The organism is Pseudomonas sp. P4_B3 (assembly GCF_056402295.1).
Window position 1 is genome coordinate 344,785 of the sequence record NZ_JBFUHR010000002.1, and the last position, 15,805, is coordinate 360,589.

The window sequence follows — 15,805 nt, forward strand, 5'->3', positions numbered from 1 at the left end:
ACACAGAAATCTTGCGTCCATCTCCTCCGAAAGAGGTGAGGACTCCACCGAGAGCCAGTCGTTTTGTAGGGGTAAAAACGATCAAAATCGGCATAGGAGACGGCCTTCATAGGCCGTTCCCCTGCCACACCACCCGGCATGCGGGTCCGCACCGGGCGGTTCGAGAGATTGAGGTTATGAGAGTCGCACCAGACTCAACCTGTCGAACCACGCCACATCCAGCACTCGATTGAGCTCAAAGCGGCTGTTACGCCACCAGCTATACGAGTTGGCCGCCACTTTCCGTGCGGTTTGGGCACTGGCCCCCAGACCCCGCAGCTCGCGGTAGATCGTCGGACCACGTCTCCATTGTTTAAGCTGGATCGCTCGCAATCGGTGTCGCATCCACTCATCCAGCCCTCGCCAGATTTTCGGCGCTTGTGACAACCCAAAGTAAGTTTTCCAGCCCAGAAGATAGGGGCGTAGGTTCTCGACAACTTGTCGCAGACTGCGGCCACCTGAGCGACGGGTGAGTTCGCGTAGTGGCTGCAATACCTGCAGCAACGCTTGCTGGATCAAGCGGTCGGTGACCGCTGGAATACCCAACTCGCGTTCGCCGCCGTCAGGCTTGGGGATGACCACGCGGCGTACCGGATTGGGCCGGTAGACACCTGAGAGAAGCTGTTCACGAATCGCGGCCCGGCTAACGCCGTCGCCCTTTCAGGCGCGAGGCGAGATCTCCCCAGGTAAGAGCGCAATCCTTCCCCGCACAACCGCCGGATTTACGTTGCCGCCCCTTTGACCACAAGAACTTCGCGGTTTGCTGCCCGCTCGCCCTGATCGGCATCGCCTTGCATCCGGTTCTTGTCCATCGGCTCGCGGCTTTGCTCCACGCTTCCTCCCCACACTCGGTCGCCCTCATGCAGTTGCGCTTCACTTCGTTCGCTGTGGTCAGCTTACGGCGGGACTTTCACCCACAAGATTGCGCCCATGCTGGGCGCACAACAAAAAGGGGTCGCGAGATAAAGTCTCGCAACCCCTTGAATTATATGGTCGGGACGGAATGATTCGAACACTCGACCCCCAGCACCCCATTTAAGAAGGTAGAGAAATATTTAAATTTTTCTGCTGGCTGTGGTTGGCTTGTAAATAAAAAACCCGACACGAAGGCCGGGTTACCCACCCTCTCCGAGACGCAGCCCCCAAATGAGAGGGATGGAGAGCTGAAAAGAGAGTGTGGGGGGCGAGATATTGCTAAATGGTGCTCTTCTGCGCAATAAAAAATCCGACTCAAGTGCGGTATATCGTGATCATTAGCCCGTAGAAATCAGATGCTGACCGTCATTTTTCGAGTTTTTCCCGATGCCTCAGGTGGCATGTGAAGCCCAGCACTCCAGTGGCAACTCGAAGAACAACAAACGCCTCAACTGTAACGGTAACATCCTTTGCCACCGCTCGAAGTTAACACCTTAGCTTGAGCCCAGGGCTCTGCACACGAACCGCGTGGTCACGTCGAAATTATCCGGAGTGAGGACATCAATTGTCGAACGACCTTTTAATCGCCACCCCCAACGAAGCATTACCGGTACGCTTACTTCATTGCGCCACGTTTTACTTTTAACCGAGTGACATTCTCGCCGGCCTGATTCGCAAACTCGTGAGGGGTGACATGCTCCTGAAGATTGGCCTCAAGGTACCGACTCCACCAGTTCATGATCAGCCTGCGCTCTTCAATGAACTCTGCCTTGTGAATGTAGGCGGCACGAACGCTGTTCCGCTCTCGATGGCTCATCTGTCTTTCAATAGCCGTCTCTGACCACAGCCCTGACTCAACCAGTGCGCTGCAGGCCATTGAGCGGAAGCCGTGACCACAAATCTCTGTCTTCGTGTCGTACCCCATCGTGCGCAACGCTTTGTTCACGGTGTTTTCGGACATCGGCTTCCAGGCCCTAGCATCACCGGCAAATACCAGGTCGAATGTGCCAGTGAGGGTGTGGATCTGTTCAAGCACGGCCACAACTTGCGGCGATAAAGGCACAAGATGGACATCACCCGCCATTTTCGTCCCCCGCGTTGAATGGCGTACGTCCTCCAGCTCCGGCCGAGTATCCGGGATCTCCCATACGCCACGCTTGAGGTCGAACTCGCACCAGCGAGCGAAACGTAATTCACTCGAGCGAACAAACACGTGCAGCGACAGCCTGAGCGTTAGCCGGGTCAGCTCTCGGCCTTTGTAGGCATTGATTCGTGCCAGCAATTCAGGCAGGCGTGATAGGGGCAATGCAGGCCGATGGGTGACTCGCGGCGCTTTGATCAAGCCCTGAAGATCGTACGCAGGGTTTATCGGAATAAGACGAAGGCGTTTTGCCTCACGCATAATACTTTGCAGGTATCTTTGTACCCTTAAGGCGACGTCAATCGTTCCTCGTTTTCTGATCGCCTCCAAAGGTTGCATCAGATCATAAGTATCGAGATTAGCAATCGCGCGGGCACCGATAAACGGGAAAACATAGTTATTCAGACGGTTCAACACATTCTTGGAATGGTCCGGTGTCCATCTGGCCGACATGTTCTTGTGCCAGTCCAACGCAACGCTTTCAAAGGTACGCCCGTTGACAGCATCTTCCGTTTTGGCTTTACGCTTGTTCTCAACGGGATCAATGCCGTCTGCGAGCATCCGCTTCGCATCTAAACGCTTCTGGCGCGCATCGGCAAGGCCAATCACAGGATAGCTGCCGAGGGAGGTCAACCCCTCCCGGCCGTCAGGCTTTACGTACCTGAGACGCCAGCCTTTACGGCCATTGGGTTGGATTAGGAGATAGAGACCGTCGCCGTCGAAAAGCTTGTAGGGACGGTCTGTTGGCTTGGCTAAACGGCAAGCAGCGTCGGTAAGCGGAGCAGTTGTGCGCGACATAAGGGTACTATCCTTAATCGAACCAAAGACTACCCCTAACTTTACCCTCTAAATGACCGGATTCCAGAAGATTGGACAAGAATCCGACGGAATGCTAAAACGAAAAAACCCGCCAGAAGGCAGGTTTTTCAAGGCCTCCAAAGAACTCAAAAGCGCTCTGTGGAATGCAAGATGGTGCCCGAAGCCGGAATCGAACCGGCACGCCCTTACGAGCGGGGGATTTTAAGTCCCATGCGTCTACCAGTTTCGCCATTCGGGCGGTAGCGCGGTGAAGCGTCCAGGTTCTGTCAAATAACGATCTGGCAGTTCTGACGCTTGTGCAGCAGAGGTGGAAATATATACATCCCGCCCCGGTGAAGCAAGTTCGCAAATACCCTTTTCAAGACTAAATCTTGCAGGCTACTGCAAATAAAAAAGCTCCGTAAATCATAGATCTACGGAGCTCGTTTATTAGTGGAGGCCGAGGTCGGAATCGAACCGGCGTAGGCGGATTTGCAATCCGCTGCATAACCATTTTGCTACTCGGCCTCAAAACATTTGGTGTCTAGTAGCGCGACATCAAATGCGTACAAACTTGGAGCGGGAAACGAGACTCGAACTCGCGACCCCGACCTTGGCAAGGTCGTGCTCTACCAACTGAGCTATTCCCGCGTCTTGGTGTGGCGCATTCTATAGAATCCAGAAGCCCCGTCAACCCTTTGATTCAAAAAAGTTTTATTTCTTTTCAACGTCGGTCTTCAGATGTGGCCAGGCAGCCCGCAGGTACTGGACCATCGACCACAAAGTCAGGCCAGCCGACACCATCAGCAAGGTGTAGCCCAGCAAGACCCAGAAACTGAATTCCTTGGGATTGGCCAGCAGGATCACCAGCGCCAGCATTTGCGCGGCGGTTTTCCATTTGCCCAGGTTCGATACGGCGACGTGGGCACGAGCACCCAGTTCGGCCATCCATTCGCGCAGCGCCGAGACGACAATCTCGCGACCGATGATCACGGCAGCAGGCAGCGTGAGCCACAGGTTTCCGTGTTCCTGCACCAACAATACCAGTGCAACCGCAACCATCAGCTTGTCGGCAACCGGATCGAGGAAAGCCCCGAACGGTGTGCTTTGTTCCAGACGGCGGGCCAGGTACCCGTCCAGCCAGTCGGTGGCGGCAGCGAATGCGAAGACCGAGGCGGAGGCCAGGTAGCTCCATTGGTAAGGCAGGTAGAACAGTAAAATGAAGATCGGTATGAGTAGAACGCGTAGAACGGTAATCAGATTAGGGATATTCATCGGCACAACTGGCTACGAGGTGAGGGGGCATTCTACTCGCTGTGCAGATTTGCATAAATCAACTCTGCGAGCTTTTTACTGATCCCGGGGGCTTTGGCAATTTCTTCGATGCTTGCACGAGACAGCTCCTGCAATCCACCAAAATGTTTCAACAAATCCCGCCGACGTGTGGGTCCGACGCCGGCGACGCCCTCCAGTGTAGACGTCCGACGGGTTTTTCCACGCCGGGCGCGGTGCCCGGTGATGGCAAACCGGTGGGCTTCGTCGCGAATCTGCTGGATCAGGTGCAACGCGGGAGAATCGCCGCGCAACGTGAACTCATGTGCAGCGTCGTTCAGGTACAGGGTTTCGAAACCGGCCTTTCGCGTCGCGCCTTTTGCCACGCCCAGCAGAATCAGGTCGGGTACGGCCAATTCATCGAGTACGTCGCGGGCCATGGACAACTGGCCTTTACCGCCATCCACCAACAGGATATCCGGCAGTTTGCCCTCCCCGTCCTTCAGCTTGCTGAAGCGTCGGGTCAACGCCTGATGCATCGCCGCGTAGTCATCGCCGGCCGTAACGCCCTCGATGTTATACCGGCGGTAATCGGATTTGATCGGGCCTTCGGGGCCGAAGACCACGCAGGACGCCACCGTCGCCTCGCCACTGGAATGACTGATGTCGTAGCACTCAAGTCGTTGAGGAGGCTCATCCAGCTTCAGCACCTCGGTCAGCGCATCGAAGCGTGCCGTAATGTGCTGACGATTCGCCAGGCGCGCACTCAGTGCCTGCTCGGCATTGGTCACCGCCAATTGCTGCCAGCGCGCCCGCGTACCACGCACACGATGGCTGATGGTCAGTTCACGACCGCGCAACTCGTCGATGGCGGCGATCAGTGTTGGAAAGTCGTCGTGGACCACATTGACGATCAGTTCACTTGGCAAGTCGCGCTCAGGACTGCTGATAAAATACTGGCCGAGAAATGCGGCCATGACTTCGCTAACGTCTTCTTCAATACCAACCTGAGGGAAGAAGTTCTTGCTTCCCAGTACCCGCCCGCCCCGCACGCTGATCAAGTGAACACAGGCACCGCCCGGGTTGACGAAGGCGGCAATCACATCGACGTCCCCGGTCCCGCCTTCCATGCTCTGCTGATCCTGAACCCGGCGCAGTAACGCAATCTGGTCCCGCAACTCGGCTGCTCGTTCGAACTCGAGATTGATCGCCGCCTCTTCCATCCCGGCGGACAACTCGTCTGTCAGAGCATTGCTGCGCCCTTCAAGAAACATCACCGAGTGGCGCACATCTTCCGCATACACCTGGGGCTCCACCAGCCCGACGCAGGGCGCCTTGCAGCGCTTGATCTGGTATTGCAGGCAAGGACGGGTGCGATTCTTGTAAAAACTGTCTTCGCATTGCCGAACGAAAAACGTCTTTTGCAGCAGGCTCAGGCTTTCGCGAATCGCGCCAGCGCTCGGGTAAGGACCGAAATATTTACCCTTGGCCTTTTTCGCGCCGCGATGAATGCTCAGTCGCGGAAACTCTCCGTCGGAGAGAAAGACGTAGGGGTAGGATTTATCGTCGCGCAGCAGGATGTTGTAGGGCGGACGCCATTCCTTGATCAGCGTCTGCTCAAGCAGCAAGGCTTCGGTTTCGTTGGCCGTGATCGTCGTTTCGATCTGGGCGATACGCGCTACCAGTGCGGCGGTCTTGGGGGCGAGCCCGGTCTTGCGAAAGTAACTCGACAGGCGATTCCTGAGGTTTTTCGCCTTGCCGACGTAGAGCAAACGCGCTTCGCTGTCGAACATGCGGTACACGCCGGGGCGCCCGCTAACGGTGGACAGAAAGGCGCTCGGATCAAAGGTTTCGGTCATTTTCAGAGGCTGGCGTCGACCATACCGTGACGAACCGCCAACAGCGTCAATTCGACATCACTGCTGATCGAAAGCTTTTCGAAGATGCGGTAACGGTAGGTGTTCACGGTTTTCGGGGACAGGCACAACTTATCGGAAATGATCTGTACTTTCTGGCAGCCGACGATCATCAGCGCGATCTGGATTTCCCGCTCCGACAAGGCATCGAAAGGCGAATCGTTGGTGGGCTGGAAGGACTTGATCGCCAGCTGCTGGGCAATTTGCGGGCTGATGTAGCGTTGTCCGGCGAATACCAGGCGGATGGCCTGGACCATTTCCGGCAAACCCGCCCCTTTGGTCAGGTACCCTGCCGCCCCTGCCTGCAACAGCCGCGTAGGAAACGGGTCCTCTTCACACACGGTTACCGCGACGACTTTGATATCCGGATGACTGCGCAATAATTTGCGAGTGGCTTCAAGACCGCCGATACCCGGCATCTTGACGTCCATCAGCACCACATCGGGTTTCAGCTCACGCGCCTTGAGCAGGGATTCCTCTCCCGACTCGGCCTAGCCGACTACTTGCAGGCCATCGATGTCAGCCAGCATTCGTGTAATGCCTGTACGAACGAGATCATGGTCATCGACTACTAGCACCCTAATCAAGCAGACACCTCGCAATATGGTCTTATTGGATTGCCAGACACCTTAGCAAAAAGCATCTGGCAGACCTAGCGGAAAGCATCAGATTAAAAGTTTCAATTCATCTTGAAAGGCTTGTTGCAAGCGTGTTGCAGCAATCCCGACCGGAGAAATCCAGCTGCATCCTCAAGAAACATTCGTCCTTGCCCACCACCCTTAATCCCTTGCGCCCGTACAACGCTTGCGCCGGGTTGTTTTCGAAAACCGTCAGGCGCAACGCCGGACGCCGCTCCTTGCACGCCAGAGCCAGCACCTGATCGATCGCCCAGGTTCCAGTGCCCTGCCCACGAAACGCTTCGACAATATGCAATTCGCGGATGTACAAGGCTCTGGCATCACGGCTCAGACTGACATAACCCAGGACATTTTCGCCGCATACGATCAACCGGTTGTCGCGCCCTGCCCAGGCCACATCAAACGCCTCGTCCTGCCACAGCAGATCATGCTGAATGTAGTAGCGCAGCATGCCACTACAGGTCAGTTCGCGGGCGAACTTCAGGTCATCAGGCGATGCCGGACGCCATTGACGCTCCATCATTCCAGCTCCACTGCAAGGGACAGTACCGTCATGAGGCGTCCTTGTGACGATGTGTTTTTTGTTGAGGCGCAGAGTGTGTCACAACCTTCGGGGCACTCAAGCGATAGAAAGCGGGGTCGTTGGCCGATAGCATTTTCTGATTGAATCTGCATACCGGCCTCTAGTAAGCTCGACCCATCCATCGGAGACAGACCATGTTCAACACCCTCTTACAGCCTCGTACCGCCAGCGCCCTGCGCTCGGTTGCGGCTGCCCGGGTGAACGACGGTTGCGCTCCGGTCAGCTTTTATTTTGGGTATTGGTTTAGCCACTGGCGCGCCTGATACCCACACGGCGCCCACTTTAAACGGGTCGCCACCAGAGAATTCTCAACCCCCGGTCGGCCTCCCGACCGGGGGTTTTGTTTTTTTCAGTCCCAACACTTTTAGCCACACACCAGACATTTAGAGGATTCAGCACATGAACTACGCCACTGATTACCGTTACGACAGTTTTACCGCCTGGCGATTTACCACCCTCCGCTCGGGACAGCCTGCCGCCTCCGATCGGTCACCCATAGGTGGCAAGCACACACACGCAGCCAATCTGGCCAATTGTCGAACACCCCAGTAGGGCCGAGCGCGCGGGCACAAACCCGCCACCAGCCCAGGAAGCCTTGAATATGAATTCGTCCGTCTCCGCACTGCCGCTGTCCACCATGAGCCCTGCCAATGAAGCGCTGACCCTGCGCCTGCCCAGCTCATTGCAACTCAAACAGCAATTACCCCTCAGCAATGCCCTGTCCCGGCAAGTCACCGCCCACCGCCAGGCGGTTCGCGCGATCCTCAACCGTGAAGACTCCCGCTTGCTGGTCATCGTCGGCCCATGCTCGATACACGATCCCAAGTCAGCCCTCGAATACGCTGGCAACCTTGCCCGCCTCGCCGCCGAAGTCAGCGACGAAATGCTGCTGGTGATGCGCGCCTACGTCGAAAAACCCCGTACCACGGTTGGCTGGAAAGGCCTGGCCTACGACCCACACCTGGATGGCAGCGATGACATGGCCGCTGGCCTGACGCTATCCCGCGAGCTGATGTGCGAAATGCTCCGCCTGGGCCTGCCCGTTGCCACTGAACTGCTGCAACCGATGGCGGCCGGCTACTTCGACGATCTGTTGAGCTGGGTGGCGATTGGCGCCCGGACCACGGAGTCGCAGATCCATCGGGAAATGGCCAGCGGCCTGGGGATGCCGGTCGGTTTCAAGAACGGAACTGACGGCGGTGTCGGTGTCGCCAGCGACGCCATGCGTTCCGCCGCCCATCCCCATCGCCATTTCGGTGTCGATAGTCAGGGACATCCGGCGATCATTCAAACCCCGGGCAATGCGGACACTCACCTGGTATTGCGCGGCGGCCATCGCGGGCCGAACTACGACAGCGCCAGCGTTGTCCAGGTAAACAGCGACCTGACCAGGCTCAAAATTCCGGCTCGAATCATGGTCGATTGCAGTCACGCCAATAGCGGCAAAGACCCGTTGCGCCAGCCAGCCGTGTTCAAGGATGTACTTGAACAGCGTCTGCAAGGTGACCGTTCGCTGATCGGCATGATGATCGAGAGCCATTTGTTCGAGGGCTGCCAGCCGTTGAGTTTGTCATTGCAATACGGTGTGTCAGTGACTGATGGCTGCCTCGGTTGGACCGGGACAGAACGACTGTTGCTTGATGCGGCAGATCGGCTGCGGGCATCAAACAACGCCCGATAATTGGCATCATCCTTTCGCCCTCCGGCCTTCATGCGAAGACTGGAGGGCAAATGGCAATCAATGCCCCATCAGGGACTGCACCTGAACCAGTGTCACTCCGGATTGCTGGCGGGTGCCGTCAAGGCGCTCGACTGAATAGGAAACACGGATCGCGGAATCTCGATGCTCCCTCCAGAACCGGTAGGGAACGATGAACACCAACGGCTCGCCCGCAGTGTCTCTGGTTACTTCGCGCTCGTTACAGTGATTGAATTTCTCCCCGTCGCATCTCAGGTAAATCAGTTCACCTTTATCAGCCCTGGCGTTTTCGATGACGACAGTCACGCCATCCTGTGCATCATGCAGATCCACCCAACCTTCGTCGGCCTCCAGCACAATGGGCCCTGGCAGTGGTCGCCGTTCCAGGATGTCAACCATCAGTGCCGTCACTTCAGAGTAACGAGGCCCCTGACCTGCTTGCTTGACGCAATAATCGATGGAAACGGAGGAGCCCAGATTCGACGCAATGCACTCCGGGCTGACCCAAAACGACAGCTCCTCCCCCACAGCAAAGGACTCGACCTTGAGTGCATCACTGAAACTTCCTTCGACCGAAACGCCAGCCCAGGCCAGCAATACCCAGTCGCCCGCCGCCATGCGTGCATAGGGTTTGATCGTAACGATCGCCCCTTCTTTCACCCGATCCGGATCAAGCGTTCTACCCACCGCGTCGTTCACTGTCGCAGGCAACAGGTCGGATTGCACATCACCCACACTCAGTTGCAAACGGTGGGAGTGCAAGGGCTCGGCAAAACGGGTGCTCGTGAGTGAGTAACTGATTTCGAGTGAACCACCGTCAAGCGTCGCAATATGTGCGCTAACCACGGCAAAGATCATGTCCTCGCCGACCCGGTCCTCAGTGACAAAGCGCGCGACCTGATGATTGCAGGCGACGCCATCAGCATCCAGACCCGCCCAACTCAATAGCAATTTGTCGCCGCAAGTCATGCCCGGATAAGGCTGGACCCTGATGACGGCTTTTCTGTCAGAGGGGTTCAGAACGCCGTTTTCCGCCTGTTCAAGAATTGGAGGTGGTAATGGTTGCTGCGCGAGATTCAAGGCATCGGGTTCATAAACAGTCATTCATTCGCTCCAGTCCTTGGAATAAACACCGAACAGGTGGCCGGCTTTGGATGACGACTATTTAACCTCACGGCAAACAGCCGCGATGTCGGCCTCTCACCCCGGCTCACTCGGAAAATCGATACATACGAAGTAGGTCTTTGATCAGCAGCAACCTGATTGCCGTGAAAAGTCATCAATTTATTCCGACTAAGGCCTCAGCCGCTCTTGAGCATTCGCACTTGTTCTATTCCGCTTTCCGCAAGTTTCGGCGGACTTTTCATACATCGCGCCAACCACGAGTGTTTTAGAGTGAAACGCCATGCAGTCCCAACGAACTTCTGTGCAAAGGTATGAACATGCAAAGGAATGCAAGCACTTGTTATCCAATACTGCTGGCCCACGGCCTTTTCGGCTTCGAAAGAATCGGCAAATTCGAACTCTTTCACGACATCAGGCAGGCGCTGAGGAACGCCGGAGCAAGGGTGTTCGTCCCCTACTTGTCGGCCACCCATGACAACGAGGTACGCGGTGACCAATTGCTCACGCAGATCGAGCGGGTACTTGAAGGAACCGGTGCACGCAAAGTCAACCTCATAGGTCATGGCCAGGGCGCACTGACCGCACGTTATGCCGCAGCGATTGCGCCACACAGCGTGGCGTCGGTGACCTCCGTCAGCGGGCCGAATCATGGCTCGGAACTGGCCGATTTCCTGCGCAAGGCATTGACACCAGGCAGTCTGCCGGAACAGGTGGCCGAGACGGTGGTGACCCTGTTCGCCGACTTCCTGGCAGCATTAAGCGATAATCAGTACCAACCGAAAAACGCCATTGCGGCCCTCAATGCGCTGACCACCGAAGGCGTAGGCGCATTCAACGACAAATACCCGCAAGGGCTGCCCACCATCTGGGGTGGCAAGGGGCGCGAACGGGTCAACGGTGTGCGTTACTACTCGTGGAGCGGCGTGCTGCAGTCGAATGTACTCGAAGCAGGGCTCAATGCGTTCGATCCGCTCAACGCGTTCTGCCGGGCCCTTTCCGGTTATTTCGTCACGGAAAGCGAGCAGAACGACGGGTTGGTCGGTCGCTTCAGTTCCCATCTGGGTACGGTTATCCGCTCCGACTATGCGCTGGATCATCTGGACACCATTGGTCAACCGACCGGCCAGTTGCGCACAGGTGTCGACCCAATCGAACTGTATGTCCAGCATGCCAAACGCTTGAGAGACGCTGGCCTTTGAGGTGCCACCTGCCGTGATCCCGTGTGGAACGGAACTTTGAGGAGAAATAGCTCACGGAATCCGGTAGGCTCAGCGCTTTATCGAATATTGAAAGGAGAATTTTTCCATGGCTAAAGCCACTGCCCGTCACATCCTTGTTGCCTCGCAAGAAAAGTGCAACGAACTCAAGGCCCAAATCGAGGCTGGCACCGATTTCGCTGAAGTTGCCAAGGCAAACTCCACTTGCCCTTCCAGCCGCCAGGGCGGTGACCTGGGTTCGTTCGGCCCGGGCCAGATGGTCAAGGAATTCGACACCGTGGTTTTCAGCGCACCAATCAACGTGGTTCAGGGCCCGGTCAAGACCCAGTTCGGTTTCCACCTGCTGGAAGTGACCAGCCGCCAGGACTGATCGACGCTTGAGTTATTCTCACAACGGCCCGCCTTTTGGTGGGCCGTTGTGTTTCAGGTGCGTAATTCGGCTGGCGAGGGACGCGCCGCTAGCGTACAAATTGTCGTTAACGACCACCCGGCTCCAAGGCTGACAATGCGACTGGCTTTCCCTACCTTGTTATTCACTGCCGTGACCCTGCTGATGGCTGCCGCGGGTGTGAATGCAGCACCGCAACCGGCAATGACCGTGTACGGCGAACCGGCGAAATACCCTGCCGGCTTCAGTCATTTCGCCTACACCAACCCGCAGGCCCCCAAGGGCGGCACGATGCGGCGCTCGGCGATCGAAATCGGTCAGTTCGACCACGTTTTGCCTTACATCGACAAAGGCATCGGCGTCACACAGATCGACGGTTTGCTCTATTCACCACTGGCCCAACGTTCACTGGACGAGCCTTACACCGTGTACGGTCTGGTGGCAGAGAAGATGGAGCGCTCCGAGGACGGCCTGTCCTTGCGCTTTTACCTCAACCCCAAGGCGCGTTTTGCCGATGGCAAACCGATTACCGCCTCAGACGTGCGTTACACCTTCGACCTGCTGATGACCCAGGGCAGCCTGCGTTACCGCACCCAGTTCGCCGACGTCAAAAGCGTCGAAGTGGAATCGCCACTGACCGTGCGCTTTGATTTCAAGAACAACGAAAATCGCACCCTGCCCCTGGATATCGCGACCTTGCCGGTGTTTCCCGAACACTGGTGGAAGAGCCGCGATTTCGCCGGTGGCGGCGGCTATGAAGCGCCGTTGGGCAGCGGCCCCTATAAAGTCGGCAAGATCGATTCCGGACGCAGCATCACCTTCGAGCGCAATCCCGATTGGTGGGGCAAGGACCTGCCGGTCAGTCGTGGCCTGTACAACTTCGATCACTTCAGCATCGAGTACTTCGGCGATACCGACGTGGCGCGCCAGGTCCTGCGCGGCGGCGCCTTTGACTACAACCGGGAATTTTCCGCCACCGGCTATTCCATCGGCTACGACAGCCCGGCCCTGAGCGACGGTCGCCTGCAAAAGGCCCACCTCGCCACCGAGGCACCGCAGCCGGCCCAGGGTTTTGTGTTCAATCTGCAAAAGCCCATGTTCCAGGACCGTCGCGTGCGCCAGGCGCTGGTGATGTTGTGGGACTTCGAGTGGAGCAACCGGCAGATGATGCGTGACATGTACATCCGTCAGCAGAGCTTCTTTTCCAACACCGACCTCGCGGCCCGGCAACTGCCGGATGCCGGTGAGCTGGCGATTCTCGAACCGCTGCGCGGGCAGATTCCCGACGAAGTCTTCACCCAGGTGTTCGAAGCACCGAAGACCGATGGCAGCGGCGTGATTCGCGACAAGCAGCTGCAAGCCCTGGACTTGCTCGAACAGGCCGGCTGGAAACCCGTTGGCGACCAACTGGTCAATGCCGACGGCGAGCCGCTGAGCTTCACCTTCCTGGTCAGTCAGAACGGCATGGACCGCCTGCTGCTGCCCTATAAGCGCACCTTGAAACAGATCGGCATCGACCTGAACATCCGCCGCATCGACTCGTCCCAGTACGTCAATCGCCTGATGAACCGCGACTACGACATGATCGTCACCGGCTACCCGGTCACCACCTCTCCGGGAAACGAACTGCTCAATTATTTCGGCTCGGCGGCAGCCACCGACCCTGGTTCCAACAACTACATGGTGTTGAAGAACCCAGCGGTGGACACGCTGATCACCGGGCTGATCCGCGCCAATACCCAGGCTGACATGCTGCATTACGCCCATGCCCTGGATCGGGTGCTGCAATGGAATTACTACTGGATTCCCAACTATTACCCGCCGGGCACCTCGACGGTGTGGTGGAACCGCTTTGGCATCCCGAACGTGCAGGCGAGCAATGACGAAGCCATCGAGAGCTGGTGGGAGATGAGCACCACGCCATTGACCAACCAACAGATGACGGCCGAGCGTATCAGCCGTGGCAAACCCGGAGGGCCGCACTGATGTGGGCTTACATATTGCGGCGCCTGCTGCTGATCATTCCGACGCTGGTGATCATTCTCCTGGTCAATTTTGTCATCGTCCAGGCAGCGCCGGGCGGGCCGGTCGAACAGGCCATCGCACACCTGCAAGGCATTGGCGGCGCCGCAGTCGGCGGCGGTTCCGGCGAAGCCATGAGTGGCAAGTCCCGGGCCAGTCGCGGGCTCGATCCGCAGCTGATCAAGGACATTGAAAAACAGTACGGCTTCGATAAACCGGCACACGAACGCCTCTGGCTGATGCTCACCAGCTACGCGCGCCTGGACTTCGGCAAGAGCTTCTTCCGCGGTGCCACCGTCACCGACCTGATCCTCGAAAAAATGCCCGTGACCATTTCCCTCGGGCTTTGGGCGACACTGATCACCTATCTGGTGTCGATTCCCCTGGGCATCCGCAAGGCCGTGCACCATGGCAGCCAGTTCGACATCTGGAGCAGTACCGCGATCATCATCGGCTATGCCATGCCGGCGTTCCTGTTTGCGATGTTCCTGATCGTGGTCTTTGCCGGTGGCACTTCGCTGAACTGGTTCCCGGTTCGCGGGCTGGTCTCGGACAACTTCGAATCGCTGTCGACCATAGGCAAAGTGGCCGACTACTTCTGGCATCTGGTGTTGCCGGTGACCGCGCTGGTGATCGGCGGTTTCGCCACGCTGACCATCCTGACCAAGAACTCGTTCCTCAATGAAATCACCCGCCAGTACGTGGTCACCGCCCGGGCCAAGGGTTTGAGTGAACGGCGGGTACTGTATGGACACGTATTCCGCAACGCCATGCTGCTGGTGGTGTCGGGCATTCCCCAGGCCTTTATCAGTGTATTTTTTGCCGGTTCCCTGCTGATCGAAGTGATCTTCTCCCTCGACGGCCTGGGCCGCATGAGCTACGAAGCGGCGGTATCCCGGGACTATCCGGTGGTGTTCGGTTCGCTGTTCATCTTCACCCTGTTCGGCCTTTTGATAAAACTGGTCGGCGACCTCTGCTACACCCTGGTCGACCCGCGTATCGACTTTGCCGCGAGGAACGCCTGATGCTCAAGCTTTCACCGCTGGCGCGTCGGCGCTTCGAGCGCTTCAAGAGAAACCGCCGGGGCTGGTGGTCGCTCTGGCTGTTTGTCGGCCTGTTCCTGATGACCCTGGGCGGCGAACTGATCGCCAACGACAGACCGCTGATGGTCAGCTATCAAGGCCAGTGGTACTTCCCGGTCTTCAAGCGCCACACCGAACTGGAGTTCGGCGGGCATCTGCCGTTCCAGGCCGACTACCGCAGCGACTACGTGCAGAAGTTGATCAAGAAGGACGGTGGCTGGTTGCTGTTTCCGCCGATTCCGTTCAGTGACGACACGCCCAACTATGACCTGGATAAACCCGCCCCCAGCCCGCCCTCCAGCGTCAATTGGCTGGGCACCGACGACCAGGCACGGGACGTTCTGGCCCGGGTGATCTTCGGTGCCCGGGTGTCGATCCTGTTTGCCTTGATGCTGACCTTTGTCAGTGCCCTGATCGGCATCGCGGCCGGGGCCCTGCAAGGCTATTACGGCGGCTGGGTGGATTTGCTCGGCCAGCGCCTGCTGGAGGTGTGGTCCGGGTTGCCGGTGCTGTATCTGCTGATCATCCTGTCGGGCTTCGTCGAGCCGAATTTCTGGTGGCTGCTGGGGATCATGGCGCTGTTTTCATGGCTGGCCCTGGTGGACGTGGTGCGCGCCGAGTTCCTGCGCGGGCGCAACCTGGAGTACGTCAAGGCCGCGCGCGCGCTGGGCCTGACTGACCGCAAAGTCATCGTGCGGCACATTCTGCCCAACGCCATGAACGCGACCTTGAGCTACTTGCCGTTCATTCTCACCGGGGCGATTTCCACCCTGACGGCGCTGGACTTCCTCGGCTTCGGCATGCCTGCGGGCAGCGCTTCCCTGGGCGAACTGATCGGCCAGGGCAAGCAGAACCTGCAAGCGCCGTGGTTGGGCCTGACGGCGTTCTTCACTTTGGCGCTGATTCTTTCTTTACTGGTGTTCATTGGCGAAGCGCTGCGCGACGCTTTTGATCCGCGATCTTGATCCGC

The 15,805-nt window shown here is 57.7% G+C and carries 11 protein-coding genes, 3 tRNA genes and 2 pseudogenes; 6 read left to right on the forward strand and 10 right to left on the reverse strand.

Annotated elements, in window-relative coordinates; translation table 11 throughout:
- Window positions 1-174: 174 nt before the first annotated feature.
- The 9 genes and pseudogenes from AC1DWG_RS03500 to AC1DWG_RS03540 form a co-directional block, all read right to left on the reverse strand.
- Window positions 175-522 (reverse strand): annotated as a pseudogene (locus AC1DWG_RS03500) (group II intron maturase-specific domain-containing protein); the annotation flags it as partial.
- A gap of 1,048 nt (window positions 523-1,570) precedes the next feature.
- The gene (locus tag AC1DWG_RS03505; protein WP_477762236.1) at window positions 1,571-2,893 is read right to left on the reverse strand and encodes a tyrosine-type recombinase/integrase; all 1,323 of its coding nucleotides are present in this window, start codon (window positions 2,891-2,893) and stop codon (window positions 1,571-1,573) included.
- 172 nt (window positions 2,894-3,065) lie between these two features.
- Window positions 3,066-3,152 (reverse strand) — tRNA-Leu (locus AC1DWG_RS03510).
- 195 nt (window positions 3,153-3,347) lie between these two features.
- Window positions 3,348-3,421, reverse strand: a tRNA-Cys gene (locus AC1DWG_RS03515).
- 47 nt (window positions 3,422-3,468) lie between these two features.
- Window positions 3,469-3,544, reverse strand: a tRNA-Gly gene (locus tag AC1DWG_RS03520).
- A gap of 63 nt (window positions 3,545-3,607) precedes the next feature.
- The gene (pgsA, locus tag AC1DWG_RS03525; RefSeq protein WP_477756494.1) at window positions 3,608-4,168 is read right to left on the reverse strand and encodes a CDP-diacylglycerol--glycerol-3-phosphate 3-phosphatidyltransferase; all 561 of its coding nucleotides are present in this window, start codon (window positions 4,166-4,168) and stop codon (window positions 3,608-3,610) included.
- A gap of 32 nt (window positions 4,169-4,200) precedes the next feature.
- Window positions 4,201-6,024, reverse strand: a complete 1,824-nt coding sequence (uvrC, locus tag AC1DWG_RS03530) for an excinuclease ABC subunit UvrC (RefSeq protein ID WP_477787210.1) — start codon at window positions 6,022-6,024, stop codon at window positions 4,201-4,203.
- 2 nt (window positions 6,025-6,026) lie between these two features.
- A pseudogene (gacA, locus tag AC1DWG_RS03535) lies at window positions 6,027-6,668 on the reverse strand (response regulator transcription factor GacA).
- A gap of 97 nt (window positions 6,669-6,765) precedes the next feature.
- Entirely contained in the window at window positions 6,766-7,239 is a 474-nt protein-coding gene (locus tag AC1DWG_RS03540; protein WP_477787211.1) for a GNAT family N-acetyltransferase, read from the reverse strand.
- 664 nt (window positions 7,240-7,903) lie between these two features.
- Here AC1DWG_RS03540 and AC1DWG_RS03545 point away from each other — a divergent pair.
- The gene (locus AC1DWG_RS03545) at window positions 7,904-8,983 is read left to right on the forward strand and encodes a 3-deoxy-7-phosphoheptulonate synthase (protein ID WP_477787212.1); all 1,080 of its coding nucleotides are present in this window, start codon (window positions 7,904-7,906) and stop codon (window positions 8,981-8,983) included.
- A gap of 57 nt (window positions 8,984-9,040) precedes the next feature.
- Here the strand turns inward: AC1DWG_RS03545 and AC1DWG_RS03550 are convergent, their stop codons facing one another.
- On the reverse strand, window positions 9,041-10,105 hold the full coding sequence (locus tag AC1DWG_RS03550; protein WP_477762240.1) for a hypothetical protein: 1,065 nt from the start codon (window positions 10,103-10,105) through the stop codon (window positions 9,041-9,043).
- A gap of 338 nt (window positions 10,106-10,443) precedes the next feature.
- Between AC1DWG_RS03550 and AC1DWG_RS03555 the strand changes: the two genes are divergently transcribed.
- From AC1DWG_RS03555 to AC1DWG_RS03575, 5 genes are all read left to right on the forward strand, one after another.
- Window positions 10,444-11,325 (forward strand): esterase/lipase family protein, encoded by an 882-nt coding sequence (locus tag AC1DWG_RS03555; protein ID WP_477762241.1) that lies wholly within the window; start codon window positions 10,444-10,446, stop codon window positions 11,323-11,325.
- Window positions 11,326-11,431: 106 nt separating this feature from the next.
- On the forward strand, window positions 11,432-11,713 hold the full coding sequence (locus AC1DWG_RS03560) for a peptidylprolyl isomerase (protein ID WP_477756370.1): 282 nt from the start codon (window positions 11,432-11,434) through the stop codon (window positions 11,711-11,713).
- 135 nt (window positions 11,714-11,848) lie between these two features.
- Complete coding sequence (locus tag AC1DWG_RS03565; protein ID WP_477759961.1) at window positions 11,849-13,717, forward strand: extracellular solute-binding protein; 1,869 nt, start codon at window positions 11,849-11,851, stop codon at window positions 13,715-13,717.
- Entirely contained in the window at window positions 13,717-14,778 is a 1,062-nt protein-coding gene (locus tag AC1DWG_RS03570; RefSeq protein WP_477756408.1) for a microcin C ABC transporter permease YejB, read from the forward strand. Before AC1DWG_RS03565 ends, AC1DWG_RS03570 begins: the two co-directional genes overlap by 1 nt.
- Complete coding sequence (locus AC1DWG_RS03575; protein WP_477762243.1) at window positions 14,778-15,800, forward strand: ABC transporter permease; 1,023 nt, start codon at window positions 14,778-14,780, stop codon at window positions 15,798-15,800. Before AC1DWG_RS03570 ends, AC1DWG_RS03575 begins: the two co-directional genes overlap by 1 nt.
- The last annotated feature ends 5 nt before the right edge of the window (window positions 15,801-15,805 follow it).